Origin of the sequence: Streptomyces sp. Ru71, from assembly GCF_002920535.1 — a bacterium.
GTDB lineage: Bacteria > Actinomycetota > Actinomycetes > Streptomycetales > Streptomycetaceae > Streptomyces.
Window position 1 is genome coordinate 1 of sequence record NZ_PQSS01000012.1, and the last position, 18861, is coordinate 18861.

General features: G+C 68.2%; 13 protein-coding genes, 1 tRNA gene and 1 pseudogene. 13 read left to right on the top strand and 2 right to left on the bottom strand.

Translation table 11 applies throughout. From position 1 onward, the window contains the following. Window positions 1-93 precede the first annotated feature (93 nt). Together C3489_RS10010 and C3489_RS10015 are read left to right on the top strand one after the other, a co-directional pair. Window positions 94-1150, top strand: a pseudogene (locus C3489_RS10010) (UDP-N-acetylmuramate dehydrogenase). Window positions 1151-1206: 56 nt separating this feature from the next. Next, a complete protein-coding gene (locus tag C3489_RS10015) occupies window positions 1207-1971 on the top strand; it encodes a thioredoxin domain-containing protein (protein WP_103781420.1) in 765 nt (254 codons plus the stop codon). Window positions 1972-1980: 9 nt separating this feature from the next. Here the strand turns inward: C3489_RS10015 and C3489_RS10020 are convergent, their stop codons facing one another. Then, window positions 1981-3012 (bottom strand): adenosine deaminase, encoded by a 1032-nt coding sequence (locus tag C3489_RS10020; RefSeq protein ID WP_103781421.1) that lies wholly within the window; start codon window positions 3010-3012, stop codon window positions 1981-1983. A 122-nt stretch (window positions 3013-3134) separates the two neighbouring features. Further along, window positions 3135-4361 (bottom strand): pyridoxal phosphate-dependent aminotransferase, encoded by a 1227-nt coding sequence (locus C3489_RS10025; RefSeq protein ID WP_103781422.1) that lies wholly within the window; start codon window positions 4359-4361, stop codon window positions 3135-3137. 288 nt (window positions 4362-4649) lie between these two features. On the opposite strand from C3489_RS10025, the gene C3489_RS10030 reads away from it, so the two are divergent. The 11 genes from C3489_RS10030 to C3489_RS10085 all read left to right on the top strand — a co-directional run bounded on the left by C3489_RS10030 (window position 4650) and on the right by C3489_RS10085 (window position 18802). Then, window positions 4650-4722 (top strand) — tRNA-Trp (locus C3489_RS10030). A 108-nt stretch (window positions 4723-4830) separates the two neighbouring features. Next, window positions 4831-5118, top strand: a complete 288-nt coding sequence (secE, locus tag C3489_RS10035) for a preprotein translocase subunit SecE (RefSeq protein WP_103781423.1) — start codon at window positions 4831-4833, stop codon at window positions 5116-5118. An 81-nt stretch (window positions 5119-5199) separates the two neighbouring features. Continuing rightward, window positions 5200-6066, top strand: a complete 867-nt coding sequence (gene nusG, locus C3489_RS10040; RefSeq protein WP_103781424.1) for a transcription termination/antitermination protein NusG — start codon at window positions 5200-5202, stop codon at window positions 6064-6066. A 170-nt stretch (window positions 6067-6236) separates the two neighbouring features. Beyond that, the gene (rplK, locus tag C3489_RS10045) at window positions 6237-6671 is read left to right on the top strand and encodes a 50S ribosomal protein L11 (protein WP_006130605.1); all 435 of its coding nucleotides are present in this window, start codon (window positions 6237-6239) and stop codon (window positions 6669-6671) included. A 74-nt stretch (window positions 6672-6745) separates the two neighbouring features. Next, the gene (gene rplA, locus C3489_RS10050; protein WP_103781425.1) at window positions 6746-7471 is read left to right on the top strand and encodes a 50S ribosomal protein L1; all 726 of its coding nucleotides are present in this window, start codon (window positions 6746-6748) and stop codon (window positions 7469-7471) included. 166 nt (window positions 7472-7637) lie between these two features. Then, entirely contained in the window at window positions 7638-8480 is an 843-nt protein-coding gene (locus C3489_RS10055; protein ID WP_103781426.1) for a hypothetical protein, read from the top strand. 82 nt (window positions 8481-8562) lie between these two features. After that, the gene (locus C3489_RS10060; RefSeq protein ID WP_103781427.1) at window positions 8563-9402 is read left to right on the top strand and encodes an LppX_LprAFG lipoprotein; all 840 of its coding nucleotides are present in this window, start codon (window positions 8563-8565) and stop codon (window positions 9400-9402) included. A gap of 295 nt (window positions 9403-9697) precedes the next feature. Then, window positions 9698-10228 (top strand): 50S ribosomal protein L10, encoded by a 531-nt coding sequence (gene rplJ / locus C3489_RS10065; protein WP_103781428.1) that lies wholly within the window; start codon window positions 9698-9700, stop codon window positions 10226-10228. Between the two features lie 115 nt (window positions 10229-10343). Continuing rightward, window positions 10344-10733, top strand: a complete 390-nt coding sequence (gene rplL / locus C3489_RS10070; protein WP_103781429.1) for a 50S ribosomal protein L7/L12 — start codon at window positions 10344-10346, stop codon at window positions 10731-10733. A gap of 584 nt (window positions 10734-11317) precedes the next feature. Further along, on the top strand, window positions 11318-14803 hold the full coding sequence (gene rpoB, locus C3489_RS10080; RefSeq protein WP_103781430.1) for a DNA-directed RNA polymerase subunit beta: 3486 nt from the start codon (window positions 11318-11320) through the stop codon (window positions 14801-14803). A gap of 99 nt (window positions 14804-14902) precedes the next feature. Further along, window positions 14903-18802, top strand: coding sequence for a DNA-directed RNA polymerase subunit beta' (locus tag C3489_RS10085; RefSeq protein WP_103781431.1), 3900 nt, complete (start codon window positions 14903-14905; stop codon window positions 18800-18802). The last annotated feature ends 59 nt before the right edge of the window (window positions 18803-18861 follow it).

Below are 18861 nucleotides of genomic sequence, written 5' to 3' on the forward strand. Positions count from 1 at the left end.
GGCACCCGAGACGCACCCCCACCACCCGCACACGCCGCCGCAGGCACCCGCACCCGAAACCGCACCCAGCGCCGCAGGCATAGGCTTGCCCCCGTGCAGGAACGACAAGACGCCCCCCTCGCCCCCCCTGACCACCTTCCGTCTCGGCGGCCCCGCCGCCCGCCTCCTCACGGCGACCACCGACGCCGAGGTGATCGACGCCGTCCGCGAGGCCGACGCCAACCGCACCCCCCTCCTGATCATCGGCGGCGGATCCAACCTGCTCATCGGCGACAAGGGCTTCGACGGCACCGCCCTCCGCATCGCCACCCGAGGTGTCGAGCTGAGCGGCACCACCCTGGAGCTCGCCGCAGGCGAGGTGTGGACCGACGCCGTCACCCGCACCGTGGAGGCCGGCCTCGCCGGCATCGAATGCCTCGCCGGAATCCCCGGCTCCGCCGGCGCCACCCCCATCCAGAACGTCGGCGCGTACGGCCAGGACGTCTCCGCCACGATCACCGAGGTGATCGCCTACGACCGCCGCACCCACCGCACGGTCACCCTCACCAACGCCGACTGCGCCTTCTCCTACCGCCACAGCCGCTTCAAGCAGGACCCCGACCGCTACGTCGTCCTCCGCGTCCGCTTCGAGCTGGAGGACGCCGACGGCCTCTCCGCCCCGATCCGCTACGCCGAGACCGCCCGCGCCCTCGGCGTGGAACCCGGCGACCGCGTCCCCCTCGCGGACGCCCGCGAGACCGTCCTGAAGCTGCGCGCCGGCAAGGGCATGGTCCTGGACCCCGACGACCACGACACCTGGTCCGCCGGCTCCTTCTTCACCAACCCGATCCTCACGGACACCGCCTTCGAGGCCTTCCGCGCCCGCGTCCACGCCCGCCTCGGCGCCGACACCGAGCCCCCCGCCTACCCCGCCGGCGACGGCCACACCAAGACCTCCGCCGCCTGGCTGATCGACAAGGCCGGCTTCACCAAGGGCTACGGCACCGGCCCCGCCCGTATCTCCACCAAGCACACCCTCGCCCTGACCAACCGCGGCGAGGCCACCACCGAGGACCTCCTGACCCTCGCCCGCGAGGTCGTCGCCGGCGTCCGCGAGGCGTTCGGCATCACGCTGGTCAACGAGCCGGTGACGGTGGGCGTCAGCCTGTAGCAAAAGATCACATAGGGTCGAACCCCGACCGGTCAGGAAAATCGAGGGGAACGACCATGCAGGGCACCCGCCGCACCCGTACCGCCGCCGCGCTCTCGGCGGCGGCAGTACTCCTGGCAGCCGGAGCGACGGCATGCGGCGGGAAGCCGGAAGCGGGCGGCGGCGACGACGACGCCAAGCCCATCGGCGGAAAGCTGACGCAGCCCGCCCCCGCCCCCGCCCACACCTACGCCACCGACGCCGACCTCCCCGAGTCCCTCGCCCCCGACGGCACCACCGTCCGCGTCGGATCCCCGACCGCCAAGACCGTCGTGCACGTGTACGAGGACATGCGCTGCCCGGTCTGCAAGCAGTTCGAGACCGGGGGCGGCGGCGAGTCCCTGCGCGAGATGGTCCGCTCGGGCCAGGTCAGGGCCGAGTACACCCTCGCCAGCTTCCTGGACACCAACCTCGGCGGCCAGGGCTCGAAGAAGGCCGCCAACGCCCTGCGCGCGGCCCTCGACCAGGGCAGGTTCGTCGAACTCCACGACCTGCTCTTCGCCCACCAGCCCGAGGAGAGCGTCGACGGCTACACCGACACGTTCCTGCTCCAGATGGCCGGCCAGGTCAAGGGCCTGCGCGGCGCGCAGTTCGACGCCGCGGTCAAGGGCATGAAGTACGGCGCCTTCGTGACCGCCTCCGAGAAGGCGTTCACCGCCTCGGGCGCGACCGGCACGCCCACCCTGAAGGTCAACGGCAAGACCGTCCCGCAGAACCTGGCCGGCGGCATCTTCGACAAGAGCACGCTGCCGATGGTGATCGGCGCCATGACCGCACAGTAGGGCCGGACGTCAGTCGTCCAGCCACTCGTCCACCCCCGCCAGCAGCTCGCGCCGCACCCCCTCCGGCGCAGCCGACGCCCGCAGCGACTGCCGGGCCAGTTCCGCCAGCTCCTCGTCGGTGAACCCGTGGTGCCGCCGCGCGATCTCGTACTGCGCGGCGAGCCGCGAGCCGAACAGCAGCGGGTCGTCGGCGCCCAGCGCCATCGGCACGCCCGCCTCGTACAGCGTGCGCAGTGGCACGTCCTCGGGTTTCTCGTAGACCCCCAGCGCCACATTGGACGCCGGGCACACCTCGCAGGTGACGCCCTGCTCGGCCAGCCGCCGCATCAGCCACGGGTCCTCGGCGGCGCGCACCCCGTGTCCGAGCCGGTCGGCGTGCAGGTCGTCCAGGCAGTCCCGCACCGACGACGGGCCGGTCAGCTCGCCGCCGTGGGGTGCCGACAGCAGTCCGCCGTCGCGGGCGATGGCGAAGGCCCGGTCGAAGTCGCGGGCCATGCCCCGTCGCTCGTCGTTGGAGAGCCCGAAGCCGACCACGCCCCGGTCGGCGTAGCGCACCGCCAGCCGGGCCAGGGTGCGCGCGTCCAGGGGGTGCTTCATCCGGTTGGCGGCGACCAGCACCCGCATCCCGAGCCCCGTCTCCCGGCTGGTGGTCTCCACCGCGTCCAGGATGATCTCCAGCGCCGGGATCAGCCCGCCCAGCCGCGGGGCGTACGAGGTGGGGTCGACCTGGATCTCCAGCCAGCGCGAGCCGTCCTTCAGGTCCTCCTCGGCCGCCTCCCGCACCAGCCGCTGGATGTCCTCCGGCTGCCGCAGGCACGAGCGCGCGGCGTCGTAGAGCCGCTGGAAGCGGAACCAGCCGCGCTCGTCCGTCGCCCGCAGCCGCGGCGGCTCCCCGCTGACCAGCGCGTCGGTCAGCGCGTCGGGCAGCCGTACGCCGTGCTTGTCGGCCAGTTCCAGGAGGGTGGCCGGCCGCATCGAGCCGGTGAAGTGCAGGTGCAGATGGGCCTTGGGCAGTGCAGACAGATCACGTACGCGCTCCATTCCCAGATCCTGCCGCACGCCTCGGGCGTCCCGGTAGCTCTTTCCCCGATCGAGGTCTTGCTCGCACGAAGAAACGGGCCGCCTCCCGGAGGAGACGGCCCGTGCCCAGCTCAGCGGGGAGGTCAGTCCCTGGCCTCCGCCAGCAGCTTCTGGATCCGGCTCACGCCCTCGACGAGGTCCTCGTCACCGAGCGCGTACGACAGCCGCAGGTAGCCCGGCGTGCCGAAGGCCTCGCCCGGGACGACCGCGACCTCGGCCTCCTCCAGGATCAGCGCGGCCAGCTCGACCGAGTCCTGCGGGCGCTTGCCGCGGATCTCCTTGCCGAGCAGCGCCTTGACCGACGGGTAGGCGTAGAAGGCGCCCTCGGGCTCCGGGCAGAGCACGCCGTCGATCTCGTTGAGCATCCGCACGATGGTCTTCCGGCGCCGGTCGAACGCCTCGCGCATCTTCGCGACGGCCTCCAGGTCACCGGAGACGGCGGCCAGCGCGGCCACCTGGGCGACGTTGGAGACGTTGGACGTGGCGTGCGACTGCAGGTTGGTCGCGGCCTTGACGACGTCCTTCGGGCCGATGATCCAGCCCACGCGCCAGCCGGTCATGGCGTACGTCTTGGCCACGCCGTTGACGACGATGCACTTGTCGCGCAGCTCGGGCAGCACCGCCGGCAGCGACACGGCGGAGGCACCGCCGTAGACCAGGTGCTCGTAGATCTCGTCGGTGAGCACCCACAGGCCGTGCTCGTGGGCCCAGCGGCCGATGGCCTCGGTCTCGTGCTCGGAGTAGACCGCGCCGGTCGGGTTGGACGGGGAGACGAAGAGGACGACCTTCGTCTTCTCGGTGCGCGCGGCCTCCAGCTGCTCGACGGAGACGCGGTAGCCGGTGGTCTCGTCGGCGGTCACGAAGACCGGGACGCCGCCGGCCAGCCGGATCGACTCGGGGTACGTCGTCCAGTACGGCGCCGGCACGATGACCTCGTCGCCCGGGTCGAGGATCGCGGCGAACGCCTCGTAGATCGCCTGCTTGCCGCCGTTGGTCACCAGGACCTGGGAGGCGTCGACCTCGTAGCCGGAGTCGCGCAGCGTCTTCGCGGCGATGGCGGCCTTCAGCTCGGGCAGGCCGCCGGCCGGGGTGTAGCGGTGGTACTTGGGGTTCTTGCAGGCCTCGACGGCCGCCTCGACGATGTAGTCCGGAGTCGGGAAGTCGGGCTCACCGGCGCCGAAGCCGATCACCGGGCGCCCGGCGGCCTTCAGGGCCTTGGCCTTGGCGTCCACGGCGAGGGTGGCGGACTCGGAGATCGCGCCGATGCGGGCCGAGACCCGGCGCTCGGTGGGAGGGATTGCAGCGCTCATACGGCCCATGCTTTCAGACCCGAAACGCGCGCGGCACGCTGGTTTCACGGAGTGGGCATCCACCGAACGCCTGACGGAACGTCGGGCACGACCGGCGCCCGCCCGGTGTCTGTCGGCGCCTGTCCGGTCGCGAACATCAGAACCAACCACCCCCGTGGCCACTTTCCGTTCGACTGTGCGCTCCGGACCACGTACACTCTCACCTCGTTGGCCTTCACCAGCCGCCGCCGCAACCGGTGCACACCAAGCATCCGGGCGGATGCGGTACGTTGGGGGACACACCAACAAAGGGTCGTAGCTCAATTGGTAGAGCACCGGTCTCCAAAACCGGCGGTTGGGGGTTCAAGTCCCTCCGGCCCTGCTACACACACCTTCGCCAGGATGTGTGCGCATGTACGTACAGCAATGCACCGCCGTGCGGCTCAGACCGGGCGCGGCACGGCCACGACCCGGGACCAGGTGAGGACGAATGGCGGATGCCGTGGGCTCCATCGACACGCCTGACGCCCAGGACGAGGCGGCGGAGAGCCGGAAGAAGACCCGCAAGGGCGGCAAGCGGGCCAAGAAGGGTCCGCTCAAGCGCCTGGCCACTTTCTATCGGCAGGTCATCGCCGAGCTGCGCAAGGTCGTCTGGCCCACGCGCAACCAGCTGACGTCGTACACGACTGTGGTGATCTTCTTCGTCGCCATCATGATCGCCCTGGTGACTGTGATTGACTATGGGCTCAACCACGCGGCCAAGTACGTCTTCGGCTGAGCCAGAAGCGAAGGGCGCCGAGGTATCCGGCGCCCCTTTTCGCGTGTTCCACCCCTATGTATCCAGGAAGAAGCAGCCACCGTGTCTGACCAGAACCTGAACGACGCCGTTGAGCCTCGCGGAGAGAGCGTCGAGGTCGACGACGAGCTCGACATCGTCGAGGGCGCGGACGAGGACCTGGACGAGGTAGAGGCTGCCGACGCCGAGGCGGGCGAGGCCGCCGAGGAAGCCGCCCTCCACGAGGAGGACGAGGTCGAGGAGACCGAGGCCGGCGAGGCCGAGGGCGACGAGACCGAGGCCGTGGCCGAGGAGGCCGAGCCCGAGGAGGAGCTCGACCCGGTCACCAAGCTCCGCGAGGAGCTGCGCACCCTGCCCGGCGAGTGGTACGTCATCCACACGTACGCCGGTTACGAGAAGCGCGTGAAGGCCAACCTGGAGCAGCGCGCCGTCTCGCTGAACGTCGAGGACTTCATCTACCAGGCCGAGGTGCCCGAGGAAGAGATCGTCCAGATCAAGAACGGCGAGCGCAAGACCGTCAAGCAGAACAAGCTGCCCGGTTACGTCCTCGTCCGGATGGACCTGACGAACGAGTCCTGGGGCGTCGTCCGCAACACGCCCGGCGTCACCGGCTTCGTGGGCAACGCCTACGACCCGTACCCGCTGTCGCTGGACGAGATCGTGAAGATGCTCGCCCCGGAGGCCGAGGAGAAGGCCGCCCGCGAGGCCGCCGAGGCCGAGGGCAAGCCGGCCCCGCAGCGCAAGGTCGAGGTCCAGGTACTGGACTTCGAGGTCGGCGACTCGGTCACCGTCACCGACGGCCCGTTCGCCACGCTGCAGGCCACGATCAACGAGATCAACCCCGACTCCAAGAAGGTCAAGGGCCTGGTGGAGATCTTCGGCCGCGAGACGCCGGTCGAGCTCTCCTTCGACCAGATCCAGAAGAACTAGTTCTTTCTGGACGTACCGCTTCCGCGCAGGTCAGGCGAACGCTCCGGCGACCGCCTGACCTGCACGGTTTTTGGCCGCACATCCATACCCGTTATCGTTGTGCGGTATGCCTGCGTCCGGGTGGTCCCCGGAGGCAGGCATGGACCCGAAGTGAAAGGACCCGGAGAGCCATGCCTCCCAAGAAGAAGAAGGTCACGGGGCTCATCAAGCTCCAGATCCAGGCCGGCGCCGCCAACCCGGCCCCGCCGGTCGGCCCCGCGCTGGGTCAGCACGGCGTCAACATCATGGAGTTCTGCAAGGCCTACAACGCCGCGACCGAGTCGCAGCGTGGCTGGGTCATCCCGGTGGAGATCACGGTCTACGAGGACCGTTCCTTCACCTTCATCACCAAGACCCCGCCGGCCGCCAAGATGATCCTCAAGGCCGCGGGCGTTGAGAAGGGCTCCGGCGAGCCGCACAAGACCAAGGTCGCCAAGATCACCCGCGACCAGGTCCGCGAGATCGCCACCACCAAGATGCCCGACCTCAACGCCAACGACCTGGACGCCGCCGAGAAGATCATCGCCGGCACCGCCCGTTCCATGGGCGTCACGGTCGAGGGCTGACCCCACCCACCAGCAGAAGTGGAAGGGCCTGCTCGGCCCGCACCACAACTCCTAAGCACACACAGGAGCATCACGTGAGCAAGCGCAGCAAGGCTCTCAAGGCTGCGGACGCCCAGGTCGACCGGGAGAAGCTGTACGCCCCGCTCGAAGCCGTCCGTCTCGCCAAGGAGACCTCCACGACCAAGTTCGACGCCACCGTCGAGGTCGCCTTCCGTCTGGGTGTCGACCCGCGCAAGGCCGACCAGATGGTCCGTGGCACCGTGAACCTGCCGCACGGCACCGGCAAGACCGCCCGGGTCCTGGTCTTCGCGACCGGTGACCGTGCTGCGGCCGCGGAGGCCGCGGGCGCCGACATCGTCGGCTCCGACGAACTGATCGACGAGGTCGCGAAGGGCCGTCTGGACTTCGACGCCGTCGTCGCCACCCCGGACCTCATGGGCAAGGTCGGCCGCCTCGGCCGCGTGCTCGGTCCGCGTGGTCTGATGCCGAACCCGAAGACCGGCACCGTCACCCCCGACGTGGCCAAGGCCGTCACCGACATCAAGGGCGGCAAGATCGAGTTCCGTGTCGACAAGCACGCGAACCTGCACTTCATCATCGGCAAGGCGTCCTTCGACGACGCCAAGCTGGTGGAGAACTACGGCGCGGCCCTGGAGGAGATCCTCCGTCTGAAGCCGTCCGCCGCCAAGGGTCGCTACATCAAGAAGGCCGCGGTCAGCACCACCATGGGCCCCGGCATCCCGGTCGACCCGAACCGCACCCGCAACCTCCTCGTCGAGGAGGACCCGGCCGCGGTCTGAGCCTGACGCTCACCGAAGTCGGTCACGGGCCCCGCACCCTGCTCGCAGGGGGCGGGGCCCGTTCCCGTTCCCGTGTCCGCGCTCCCCGGCTGCCGGGCCGTTCCGTTCCCGAAGCCGTCCCCGGCGGGTTAGCGTGAAAGATCGCGGGGGAGCGGAGGGGAGACGGATGAGGAGCATCCGACGGGGGATGGTGCCGGTCCTGCTGACGGCCGTACTGAGCACGGTGACGGGCTGCGGCGGCGACGACGGCCCGCCGCGTCCCACCGCGTCGCCCAGCCTCGACGTCCGTACGGCGGCCGCCCTGCGGGGCGTCGAGCGGGCCACCGCCCGGGCCGGTTCCGCCCGGATCCGATCCACCACCGTCATGGCCGGCCTGCTCTCCACGCGCAGCGAGGGCGCCCTGGACTGGGCCGGCGAGTCCACCGGCACGCTCAGCATCACCTACACCGGCGGCAGCCTCGCCGAGCCGCTGCGGGCGCTGGGCTCCACCACCATGGAGGCGCGGCTGCTGCCCGAGGCCTACTACGCACGGGTGGGCGCCGAGTTCGCCCGGCGCATCGGCGGCCGCCACTGGATCCGCTACGCCTACGACGACCTCGCCGAGCTGCCCGACGACTCCGGCAGCCATCTGCGCGACCAGCTGCGCAACACCGCCCCCGTGCCGCCCTTGAAGCTGCTGCTGGCCGCCGGCGACGCCCGCGCGATGGGCGAGGAGACCGTCGCCGGCCGCCGCACCCGGCACTACCGGGGCACCGTCGACGTCGCCGCCCTCACCGACGCGGCCCTGAAGAAGCAGCTGACCGACGCCGGGGTGACCGGTGAGCACATCGACCTCTGGGTGGACGAGCACGACCTGCTGGTGAAGAAGACCGAGAAGGCCGAGATGAGCACCGGTGTGATGACCCAGACGGCGACCTACGACGACTACGGCGTCCGGGTCGCCGTACAGCGGCCACCGGCGGCCGACACGAAGGATTTCGCCGACCTCATGGGCCCCACGAGTAGCTGAAAAACCCCGCGTCTTACCGGGCTCTTACCGTTACCCTCACAAGGCTGCCGTGTGGCAGCTGTGTCTTGTGTGGGGGGAAACCATGAAGAAGTCTTCTGCGATATCCGCTGCCTCGCTGGCCGCGCTGCTGCTCACCGGGGCCGTCGGGTGCGGCAAGAGCGACGGGAAGTCGCCGGAGATGTCCCCGGCCGCGGCCGTCGCCGCGGCCTCGAAGAACGCCGACGCCATCACCTCGCTCCGCTACCGCGTGAGGGGCACGGTCGCGGGCGAGGGGAAGATGCACGGCGAGGCGGCGATGAACCTGAAGCCCCTCGCCATGAGCATGAAGATGTCGGTCGAGGGCGGCGAGGACGCCGGCGACGTGGAGATACGGCTCGTCGACAAGGCGCTGTTCTTCAACGGCGGCGAGGACGCCGCGAAGGAGCTGGACGGCAAGACCTGGGTCAAGTTCGACATGTCCAAGAGCACCAAGGAGCTGGAGGAGCTCGGGGCGGCCGGCCAGGCGCAGCAGAACCCGGCGGCGGAGTCCACGTTCCTCGCCGGCTCCAAGGACGTGAAGAAAGTCGGCACCGAGAAGATCGACGGTGTGAGCACGACGCACTACGCCGGCACGGTCACGCCGGCGGACATCAAGGCGTCCCTGGCCGGCCAGGACGAGGCCGGCCGCAAGGAGCGCGAGGAGAGCCTCAAGTCGTACGAGGAGCTCGGCGTCGACAGGCTCACCATGGACATGTGGATCGACGGTGAGCAGCACACCAAGCAGTTCCGCATGCGCGGCGACGCCGACAAGGGCCCGCTCGACATGACCGTGACGTTCCTCGACGTCAACAAGCCGGTGACGGTGACCGCCCCGCCCGCCAAGGACGTCGCCGATCTGGCGGAGATGATGAAGAAGGCGATGGAGGAGGCCATGCGGAGCTGATCCCCCTTACGGGCGGATTTGCTCGACGGCGCCCCGTTCCCGTACTCTCCTACAGAAGCCAAAGACCGCTGGTCGTTGCCGTGCCCCAACAAAGGGGCCGGTGGCCGAAGGATCCGCTGAAAATGCGGGCGACCCGCGCAGGTGACAGTGGAAGAACTCCCGGAGTGCGTGTGTGCCCGCACATGTGTGCTGCCGGTCGAGTCCGCCCCGTGCGCCTGCGCCGGGGCGTTTCGTTTTCCCCAGTCCTCCTTCGGGTCCGCGCGGTCCGAATCACCCGGAAGGAGGCCGAGGCTCTATGGCGAGGCCCGACAAGGCTGCCGCGGTTGCCGAGCTGACGGACAAGTTCCGCAACTCCAACGCCGCCGTGCTGACCGAGTACCGCGGTCTCACCGTGGCGCAGCTCAAGACGCTGCGCCGCTCGCTCGGTGAGAACGCCCAGTACGCCGTGGTGAAGAACACGCTGACCAAGATTGCGGCCAACGAGGCCGGGATCACGACGCTGGACGACCAGTTCGCTGGTCCGACGGCCGTCGCCTTCATCACCGGTGACCCGGTGGAGTCGGCGAAGGGTCTCCGTGACTTCGCCAAGGACAACCCGAATCTCGTCATCAAGGGCGGTGTGCTTGAGGGCAAGGCCCTCACCGCCGACGAGATCAAGAAGCTTGCGGACCTTGAGTCCCGCGAGGTTCTGCTCTCCAAGCTGGCCGGTGCCTTCAAGGGGAAGCAGTCCCAGGCTGCCTCCGTCTTCCAGGCGCTGCCGTCGAAGCTCGTCCGCACCGTGGACGCGCTGCGCGCCAAGCAGGACGAGCAGGGCGGTGCCGAGTAATTCGGCTCGCTTTTCGATCCTCGCCTGACGTGAGGCGAGGGTCTTAGCGGGCCAACGTACGCCCGCCTCACCCAGTACATCCGGCACCTGCCGATCGAGTGGAAGGACCGCCATCATGGCGAAGCTCACCCAGGACGAGCTGCTTGCCCAGTTCGAGGAGATGACCCTCATCGAGCTCTCCGAGTTCGTGAAGGCCTTCGAGGAGAAGTTCGACGTCACCGCCGCCGCTGCCGCGCCGGTCGTCGTCGCCGGTGGTGCCGCTGGTGGCGCCGCCGCCGAGGCCGCCGAGGAGAAGGACGAGTTCGACGTCATCCTCACCGGCGCCGGCGACAAGAAGATCCAGGTCATCAAGGTCGTGCGTGAGCTGACCTCGCTGGGTCTGAAGGAGGCCAAGGACCTCGTCGACGGCACCCCGAAGCCGGTTCTTGAGAAGGTCAACAAGGAAGCCGCCGACAAGGCCAAGGAGGCCCTTGAGGGCGCCGGCGCCTCCGTCGAGGTCAAGTAAGACCTTCGCGACCGCTGAGACGGCCTTCTGGGGTCCAGGACGTGAGAACGTCCCCCTGGGGCTGTAACGCGAACGCACCGAAGGGCGATCATCCATCCGGGTGGTCGCCCTTCGGCGTTCCCCGGGGGACGGCCCGGGCTGCCTTGCACCTGTGTTCGTGAGGGGTAAGGTGATCTTCGTCGTGTCTCGGCCGCCCCGGTTCGGGCAAGGGGGGCCTTGACGAACCGCACGCAGCGCGCAATTCTCAGGACGCGTCGTCACAAGGATCCGAATCCGAGGCATGGATCGACGACGAAGAGGGCAGTATCAACGTGCGTTGAGGGCAGGCATGCCGCAGGCGTTGAGAAGAGTGAGGTCTCCGAAATGCGGGACTGGACATCAGTGTGCCAAGTGGCTACACTGACCCTTTGCGCTGCCTGTTAGCTGTCCCCTGCCCGTCACCAGGGGTCTGCCCTCACTCGAACACTGACCGACAGATCGTCTCTGACCTGGCCCTTTGGTCGGATCGGACACTGCCTGTCTCTGTGTACGGGGGAGGGGCCGGTACGCGCGTAGTGAGTCCGAGCCCTCGGAAGGACCCCCTCTTGGCCGCCTCGCGCAACGCCTCGACCGCGAATACGAACAACGCTGCCAGCACCGCCCCGCTGCGCATCTCCTTTGCAAAGATCAAGGAGCCCCTCGAGGTTCCGAACCTTCTCGCGCTGCAAACCGAGAGCTTCGACTGGCTGCTCGGCAACGACGCGTGGAAGGCTCGCGTCGAGGAGGCCCTCGAGAACGGTCAGGACGTCCCCACCAAGTCCGGTCTGGAGGAGATCTTCGAGGAGATCTCCCCGATCGAGGACTTCTCGGGGTCGATGTCGCTGACCTTCCGTGACCACCGCTTCGAGCCGCCGAAGAACTCGATCGACGAGTGCAAGGAGCGCGACTTCACGTACGCGGCCCCACTCTTCGTCACCGCCGAGTTCACCAACAACGAGACCGGCGAGATCAAGTCCCAGACGGTCTTCATGGGCGACTTCCCGCTCATGACGAACAAGGGCACCTTCGTCATCAACGGCACCGAGCGTGTCGTGGTGTCGCAGCTGGTCCGTTCCCCCGGTGTCTACTTCGACTCCTCCATCGACAAGACGTCCGACAAGGACATCTTCTCCGCCAAGATCATCCCGTCCCGGGGTGCCTGGCTGGAGATGGAGATCGACAAGCGCGACATGGTCGGTGTGCGCATCGACCGCAAGCGCAAGCAGTCCGTGACCGTCCTCCTCAAGGCCCTCGGCTGGACCACCGAGCAGATCCTGGAGGAGTTCGGCGAGTACGAGTCCATGCGCGCCACCCTGGAGAAGGACCACACCCAGGGCCAGGACGACGCGCTGCTCGACATCTACCGCAAGCTGCGTCCGGGCGAGCCCCCCACGCGTGAGGCCGCGCAGACGCTGCTGGAGAACCTCTACTTCAACCCCAAGCGCTACGACCTGGCCAAGGTCGGCCGCTACAAGGTCAACAAGAAGCTGGGTGCGGACGCCCCGCTCGACGCGGGCATCCTGACCGTCGAGGACATCATCTCGACGATCAAGTACCTGGTGAAGCTGCACGCGGGCGAGACCGAGACGGTCGGCGACAGCGGTCAGACGATCGTCGTCGAGACCGACGACATCGACCACTTCGGCAACCGCCGCCTGCGCAGCGTCGGCGAGCTCATCCAGAACCAGGTCCGTACGGGTCTGGCGCGTATGGAGCGTGTCGTCCGCGAGCGGATGACGACCCAGGACGTCGAGGCGATCACGCCGCAGACCCTGATCAACATCCGGCCGGTCGTCGCCTCCATCAAGGAGTTCTTCGGCACCAGCCAGCTGTCGCAGTTCATGGACCAGAACAACCCGCTGTCGGGTCTCACCCACAAGCGCCGTCTGTCGGCGCTTGGCCCGGGTGGTCTCTCCCGTGAGCGGGCCGGCTTCGAGGTCCGTGACGTGCACCCGTCGCACTACGGCCGTATGTGCCCGATCGAGACGCCGGAAGGCCCGAACATCGGTCTGATCGGCTCGCTCGCCTCCTACGGCCGGGTCAACGCGTTCGGTTTCGTCGAGACCCCGTACCGCAAGGTCATCGACGGCCAGGTCACCGACGAGGTCGACTACCTGACCGCCGACGAGGAGGACCGCTTCGTCATCGCGCAGGCCAACGCCACGCTGACGGACGACCTCCGGTTCGCCGAGGCCCGCGTGCTGGTCCGCCGCCGTGGCGGCGAGGTCGACTACGTCGGCCCCGAGGACGTGGACTACATGGACGTCTCGCCGCGCCAGATGGTGTCGGTCGCGACGGCCATGATCCCCTTCCTTGAGCACGACGACGCCAACCGTGCCCTCATGGGCGCGAACATGATGCGCCAGGCCGTGCCGCTGATTAAGTCCGAGGCGCCGCTCGTCGGCACCGGCATGGAGTACCGCTCCGCGGTCGACGCCGGCGACGTGGTCAAGGCCGAGAAGGCCGGTGTGGTCCAGGAGGTCTCCGCGGACTACATCACCACCGCCAACGACGACGGCACGTACATCACGTACCGCCTGGCCAAGTTCGCCCGCTCCAACCAGGGCACCTCGGTCAACCAGAAGGTCATCGTCAACGAGGGCGACCGCGTCATCGAGGGCCAGGTCCTCGCCGACGGTCCGGCCACCCAGAACGGCGAGATGGCGCTGGGCAAGAACCTGCTCGTGGCGTTCATGCCGTGGGAGGGTCACAACTACGAGGACGCGATCATCCTGTCGCAGCGCCTCGTGCAGGACGACGTCCTCTCCTCGATCCACATCGAGGAGCACGAGGTCGACGCCCGTGACACCAAGCTCGGCCCCGAGGAGATCACCCGGGACATCCCGAACGTCTCCGAGGAGGTCCTCGCCGACCTCGACGAGCGCGGCATCATCCGCATCGGTGCCGAGGTCATCGCCGGTGACATCCTGGTCGGCAAGGTCACGCCCAAGGGTGAGACCGAGCTGACGCCGGAGGAGCGCCTGCTGCGCGCGATCTTCGGTGAGAAGGCCCGTGAGGTCCGTGACACCTCGCTGAAGGTGCCGCACGGCGAGACCGGCAAGGTCATCGGCGTGCGCGTCTTCGACCGCGAGGAGGGCGACGAGCTTCCCCCCGGTGTGAACCAGCTCGTGCGCGTGTACGTGGCGCAGAAGCGCAAGATCACCGACGGTGACAAGCTCGCCGGCCGTCACGGCAACAAGGGTGTCATCTCCAAGATCCTGCCGATCGAGGACATGCCGTTCCTGGAGGACGGCACCCCGGTCGACATCATCCTCAACCCGCTGGGTGTGCCGTCCCGAATGAACCCGGGACAGGTCCTGGAGATCCACCTCGGCTGGCTCGCCAGCCGCGGCTGGGACGTCTCCGGCCTGGCGGACGAGTGGGCCCAGCGCCTGCAGGCCATCGGCGCCGACAAGGTGGAGCCCGGCACCAACGTCGCCACCCCGGTGTTCGACGGTGCCCGTGAGGACGAGCTGGCGGGTCTGCTGCAGCACACCATCCCGAACCGCGACGGCGAGCGCATGGTGCTTCCGTCCGGCAAGGCGCGGCTGTTCGACGGCCGTAGCGGTGAGCCGTTCCCGGACCCGATCTCGGTCGGCTACATGTACATCCTCAAGCTGCACCACCTGGTCGACGACAAGCTGCACGCCCGTTCGACCGGTCCGTACTCGATGATCACCCAGCAGCCGCTGGGTGGTAAGGCCCAGTTCGGTGGCCAGCGCTTCGGTGAGATGGAGGTGTGGGCCCTTGAGGCCTACGGCGCCGCGTACGCCCTCCAGGAGCTGCTGACCATCAAGTCCGACGACGTCACCGGCCGCGTGAAGGTCTACGAGGCCATCGTCAAGGGCGAGAACATCCCTGAGCCCGGCATTCCCGAGTCCTTCAAGGTGCTCATCAAGGAAATGCAGTCCCTGTGCCTCAACGTGGAGGTGCTGTCCTCGGACGGCATGTCCATCGAGATGCGCGACACCGACGAGGACGTCTTCCGCGCAGCGGAGGAGCTCGGTATCGACCTGTCCCGGCGCGAGCCGAGCAGCGTCGAAGAGGTCTGACGGGAGTCCGGCGGGGCCCCTGAACCACAAGGGGCCCCGCCGACCCCCAGGCCCCCGTACAGACCACAGACTTACGACCCTGAGAGGGATTGACGCATAGTGCTCGACGTCAACTTCTTCGACGAGCTCCGGATCGGCCTGGCCACCGCTGACGACATCCGTCAGTGGAGCCACGGCGAGGTCAAGAAGCCCGAGACCATCAACTACCGCACGCTCAAGCCCGAAAAGGACGGACTCTTCTGCGAGAAGATCTTCGGTCCGACCCGGGACTGGGAGTGCTACTGCGGCAAGTACAAGCGCGTCCGCTTCAAGGGCATCATCTGCGAGCGGTGTGGCGTCGAGGTCACCCGCGCCAAGGTGCGCCGTGAGCGGATGGGCCACATCGAGCTGGCCGCTCCCGTCACGCACATCTGGTACTTCAAGGGCGTCCCGTCGCGCCTGGGTTACCTGCTGGACCTCGCTCCGAAGGACCTGGAGAAGGTCATCTACTTCGCGGCGTACATGATCACGTACGTCGACGAGGAGCGCCGTCAGCGCGACCTGCCCTCGCTGGAGGCCCACGTCTCCGTCGAGCGCCAGCAGATCGAGCAGCGCCGCGACGCCGACCTTGAGGCCCGCGCCAAGAAGCTTGAGACCGACCTGGCCGAGCTGGAGGCCGAGGGCGCCAAGGCCGACGTGCGCCGCAAGGTGCGCGAGGGTGCCGAGCGCGAGATGAAGCAGCTGCGCGACCGCGCGCAGCGCGAGATCGACCGCCTCGACGAGGTGTGGAACCGGTTCAAGAACCTCAAGGTCCAGGACCTGGAGGGCGACGAGCTGCTCTACCGCGAGCTGCGTGACCGCTTCGGCACGTACTTCGACGGTTCGATGGGTGCCGCGGCGCTGCAGAAGCGCCTGGAGTCCTTCGACCTGGAGGAGGAGGCGGAGAAGCTCCGCGAGATCATCCGGACCGGCAAGGGCCAGAAGAAGACCCGTGCGCTCAAGCGCCTGAAGGTCGTCTCCGCGTTCCTGCAGACGTCCAACAGCCCCAAGGGCATGGTCCTGGACTGCGTCCCGGTCATCCCGCCGGACCTGCGTCCGATGGTGCAGCTGGACGGTGGCCGCTTCGCGACCTCCGACCTGAACGACCTGTACCGCCGTGTCATCAACCGCAACAACCGTCTGAAGCGCCTGCTGGACCTGGGTGCTCCGGAGATCATCGTCAACAACGAGAAGCGCATGCTTCAGGAGGCTGTTGACGCCCTCTTCGACAACGGTCGTCGCGGCCGGCCGGTGACCGGTCCCGGTAACCGCCCGCTGAAGTCCCTCAGCGACATGCTGAAGGGCAAGCAGGGTCGCTTCCGTCAGAACCTGCTCGGCAAGCGTGTGGACTACTCCGCGCGTTCCGTGATCGTCGTCGGTCCGCAGCTGAAGCTGCACCAGTGCGGTCTGCCGAAGGCGATGGCGCTGGAGCTGTTCAAGCCGTTCGTGATGAAGCGCCTGGTCGACCTGAACCACGCGCAGAACATCAAGAGCGCCAAGCGCATGGTGGAGCGCGGCCGCACGGTCGTGTACGACGTCCTCGAAGAGGTCATCGCCGAGCACCCGGTCCTGCTGAACCGTGCTCCCACCCTGCACCGCCTCGGCATCCAGGCCTTCGAGCCGCAGCTGGTCGAGGGCAAGGCCATCCAGATCCACCCGCTCGTGTGCACCGCGTTCAACGCGGACTTCGACGGTGACCAGATGGCCGTGCACCTGCCGCTGTCCGCGGAGGCGCAGGCCGAGGCCCGCATCCTGATGCTGTCCTCGAACAACATCCTCAAGCCGGCCGACGGCCGTCCGGTGACGATGCCGACCCAGGACATGGTCCTCGGTCTGTTCTTCCTCACCACCGACGCCGAGGGCCGCAACCCGAAGGGCGAGGGCCGCGCGTTCGCGTCCGTCGCCGAGGCGATCATGGCGTTCGACGCCGGTGAGCTGTCCCTGCAGACGCCGATCGACATCCGCTTCCCGGTGGGCACCATCCCGCCGCGTGGCTGGGTGCCGCCGGTGCGCGAGGAGGGCGAGCCGGAGTGGCAGCAGGGTGACAGCTTCACGCTGAAGACCACGCTGGGCCGTGCGCTCTTCAACGAGCTGCTGCCCGAGGACTACCCGTTCGTCGACTACGAGGTCGGCAAGAAGCAGCTCTCCCAGATCGTCAACGACCTGGCCGAGCGCTACCCGAAGGTCATCGTGGCGGCGACGCTCGACAACCTGAAGGCGGCGGGCTTCTACTGGGCGACCCGTTCCGGCGTCACCGTGGCCATCTCCGACGTCGTCGTCCCCGAGGCGAAGAAGGAGATCGTCGCCCGCTGGGAGGCCGCGGACGAGAAGGTCCAGCGCCAGTACGAGCGTGGTCTGATCACCAAGGACGAGCGCACCCAGGAACTGATCGGCATCTGGACCAACGCGACCAACGAGGTCGCCGAGGCGATGAACGAGAACTTCCCGAAGACCAACCCGATCTTCATGATGGTGAACTCGGGTGCCCGAGGCAACATGATGCAGATGCGTCAGATTGCCGGTATGCGTGGTCTGGTGTCGAACGCCAAGAACGAGACGATCCCGCGTCCGATCAAGGCGTCCTTCCGTGAGGGTCTGTCCGTGCTGGAGTACTTCATCTCCACGCACGGTGCCCGTAAGGGTCTGGCGGACACCGCCCTGCGTACCGCCGACTCGGGTTACCTCACCCGTCGTCTGGTCGACGTCTCCCAGGACGTCATCATCCGCGAGGAGGACTGCGGTACCGACCGCGGCCTGCGTCTGCGGATCGCCGAGCGCAACGCCGAGGGCGTGCTCATCAAGGCGGACGACGTCGAGACCAGCGTGTACGCGCGCTGCCTCGCCGAGGACATCGTGGTCGACGGCCAGGTCCTGGCCCCGGCCGGCACCGACCTCGGTGACGTCCTGATCGACGAGCTGGTCCTGCGCGGCATCGAGGAGGTCAAGACCCGTTCGGTCCTGACCTGTGAGTCCGCGGTCGGCACCTGCGCCATGTGCTACGGCCGTTCGCTGGCCACCGGCAAGCTGGTCGACATCGGTGAGGCGGTCGGCATCATCGCCGCCCAGTCCATCGGTGAGCCCGGTACCCAGCTGACGATGCGTACCTTCCACACCGGTGGTGTGGCCGGTGACGACATCACCCAGGGTCTGCCGCGTGTCGTCGAGCTCTTCGAGGCCCGTACCCCGAAGGGTGTCGCCCCGATCTCCGAGGCCTCCGGCCGCGTGCGGATCGAGGAGACCGAGAAGACCAAGAAGATCGTCATCACGCCGGACGACGGCAGCGACGAGACGGCCTACCCGATCTCGAAGCGCGCCCGTCTCCTGGTCAGCGAGGGCGAGCACGTCGAGGTGGGCCAGAAGCTCACCGTGGGTGCCACCAACCCGCACGACGTGCTGCGCATCCTGGGCCAGCGTGCCGTCCAGGTCCACCTGGTCGGCGAGGTCCAGAAGGTGTACAACTCGCAGGGTGTGTCGATCCACGACAAGCACATCGAGATCATCATCCGGCAGATGCTGCGCCGTGTGACGATCATCGAGTCCGGCGACGCCGAGCTGCTGCCCGGCGAGCTGGTCGAGCGCTCGAAGTTCGAGACCGAGAACCGTCGTGTGGTCCAGGAGGGCGGTCACCCGGCCTCCGGTCGTCCGCAGCTCATGGGTATCACCAAGGCCTCGCTGGCCACGGAGTCCTGGCTGTCGGCGGCGTCCTTCCAGGAGACGACGCGAGTCCTCACCGACGCGGCGATCAACGCCAAGTCCGACTCGCTCATCGGCCTCAAGGAGAACGTCATCATCGGTAAGCTCATCCCGGCCGGTACGGGCCTGTCCCGCTACCGCAACATCCGGGTCGAGCCGACCGAGGAGGCCAAGGCCGCGATGTACTCGGCCGTCGGCTACGACGACATCGACTACTCGCCGTTCGGCACGGGCTCCGGCCAGGCCGTTCCGCTGGAGGACTACGACTACGGTCCGTACAACCAGTAAGCGAGCGTCCGCTTGATCCGAAGGGCGGTCACCCCGTGCGGGTGGCCGCCCTTCGGCGT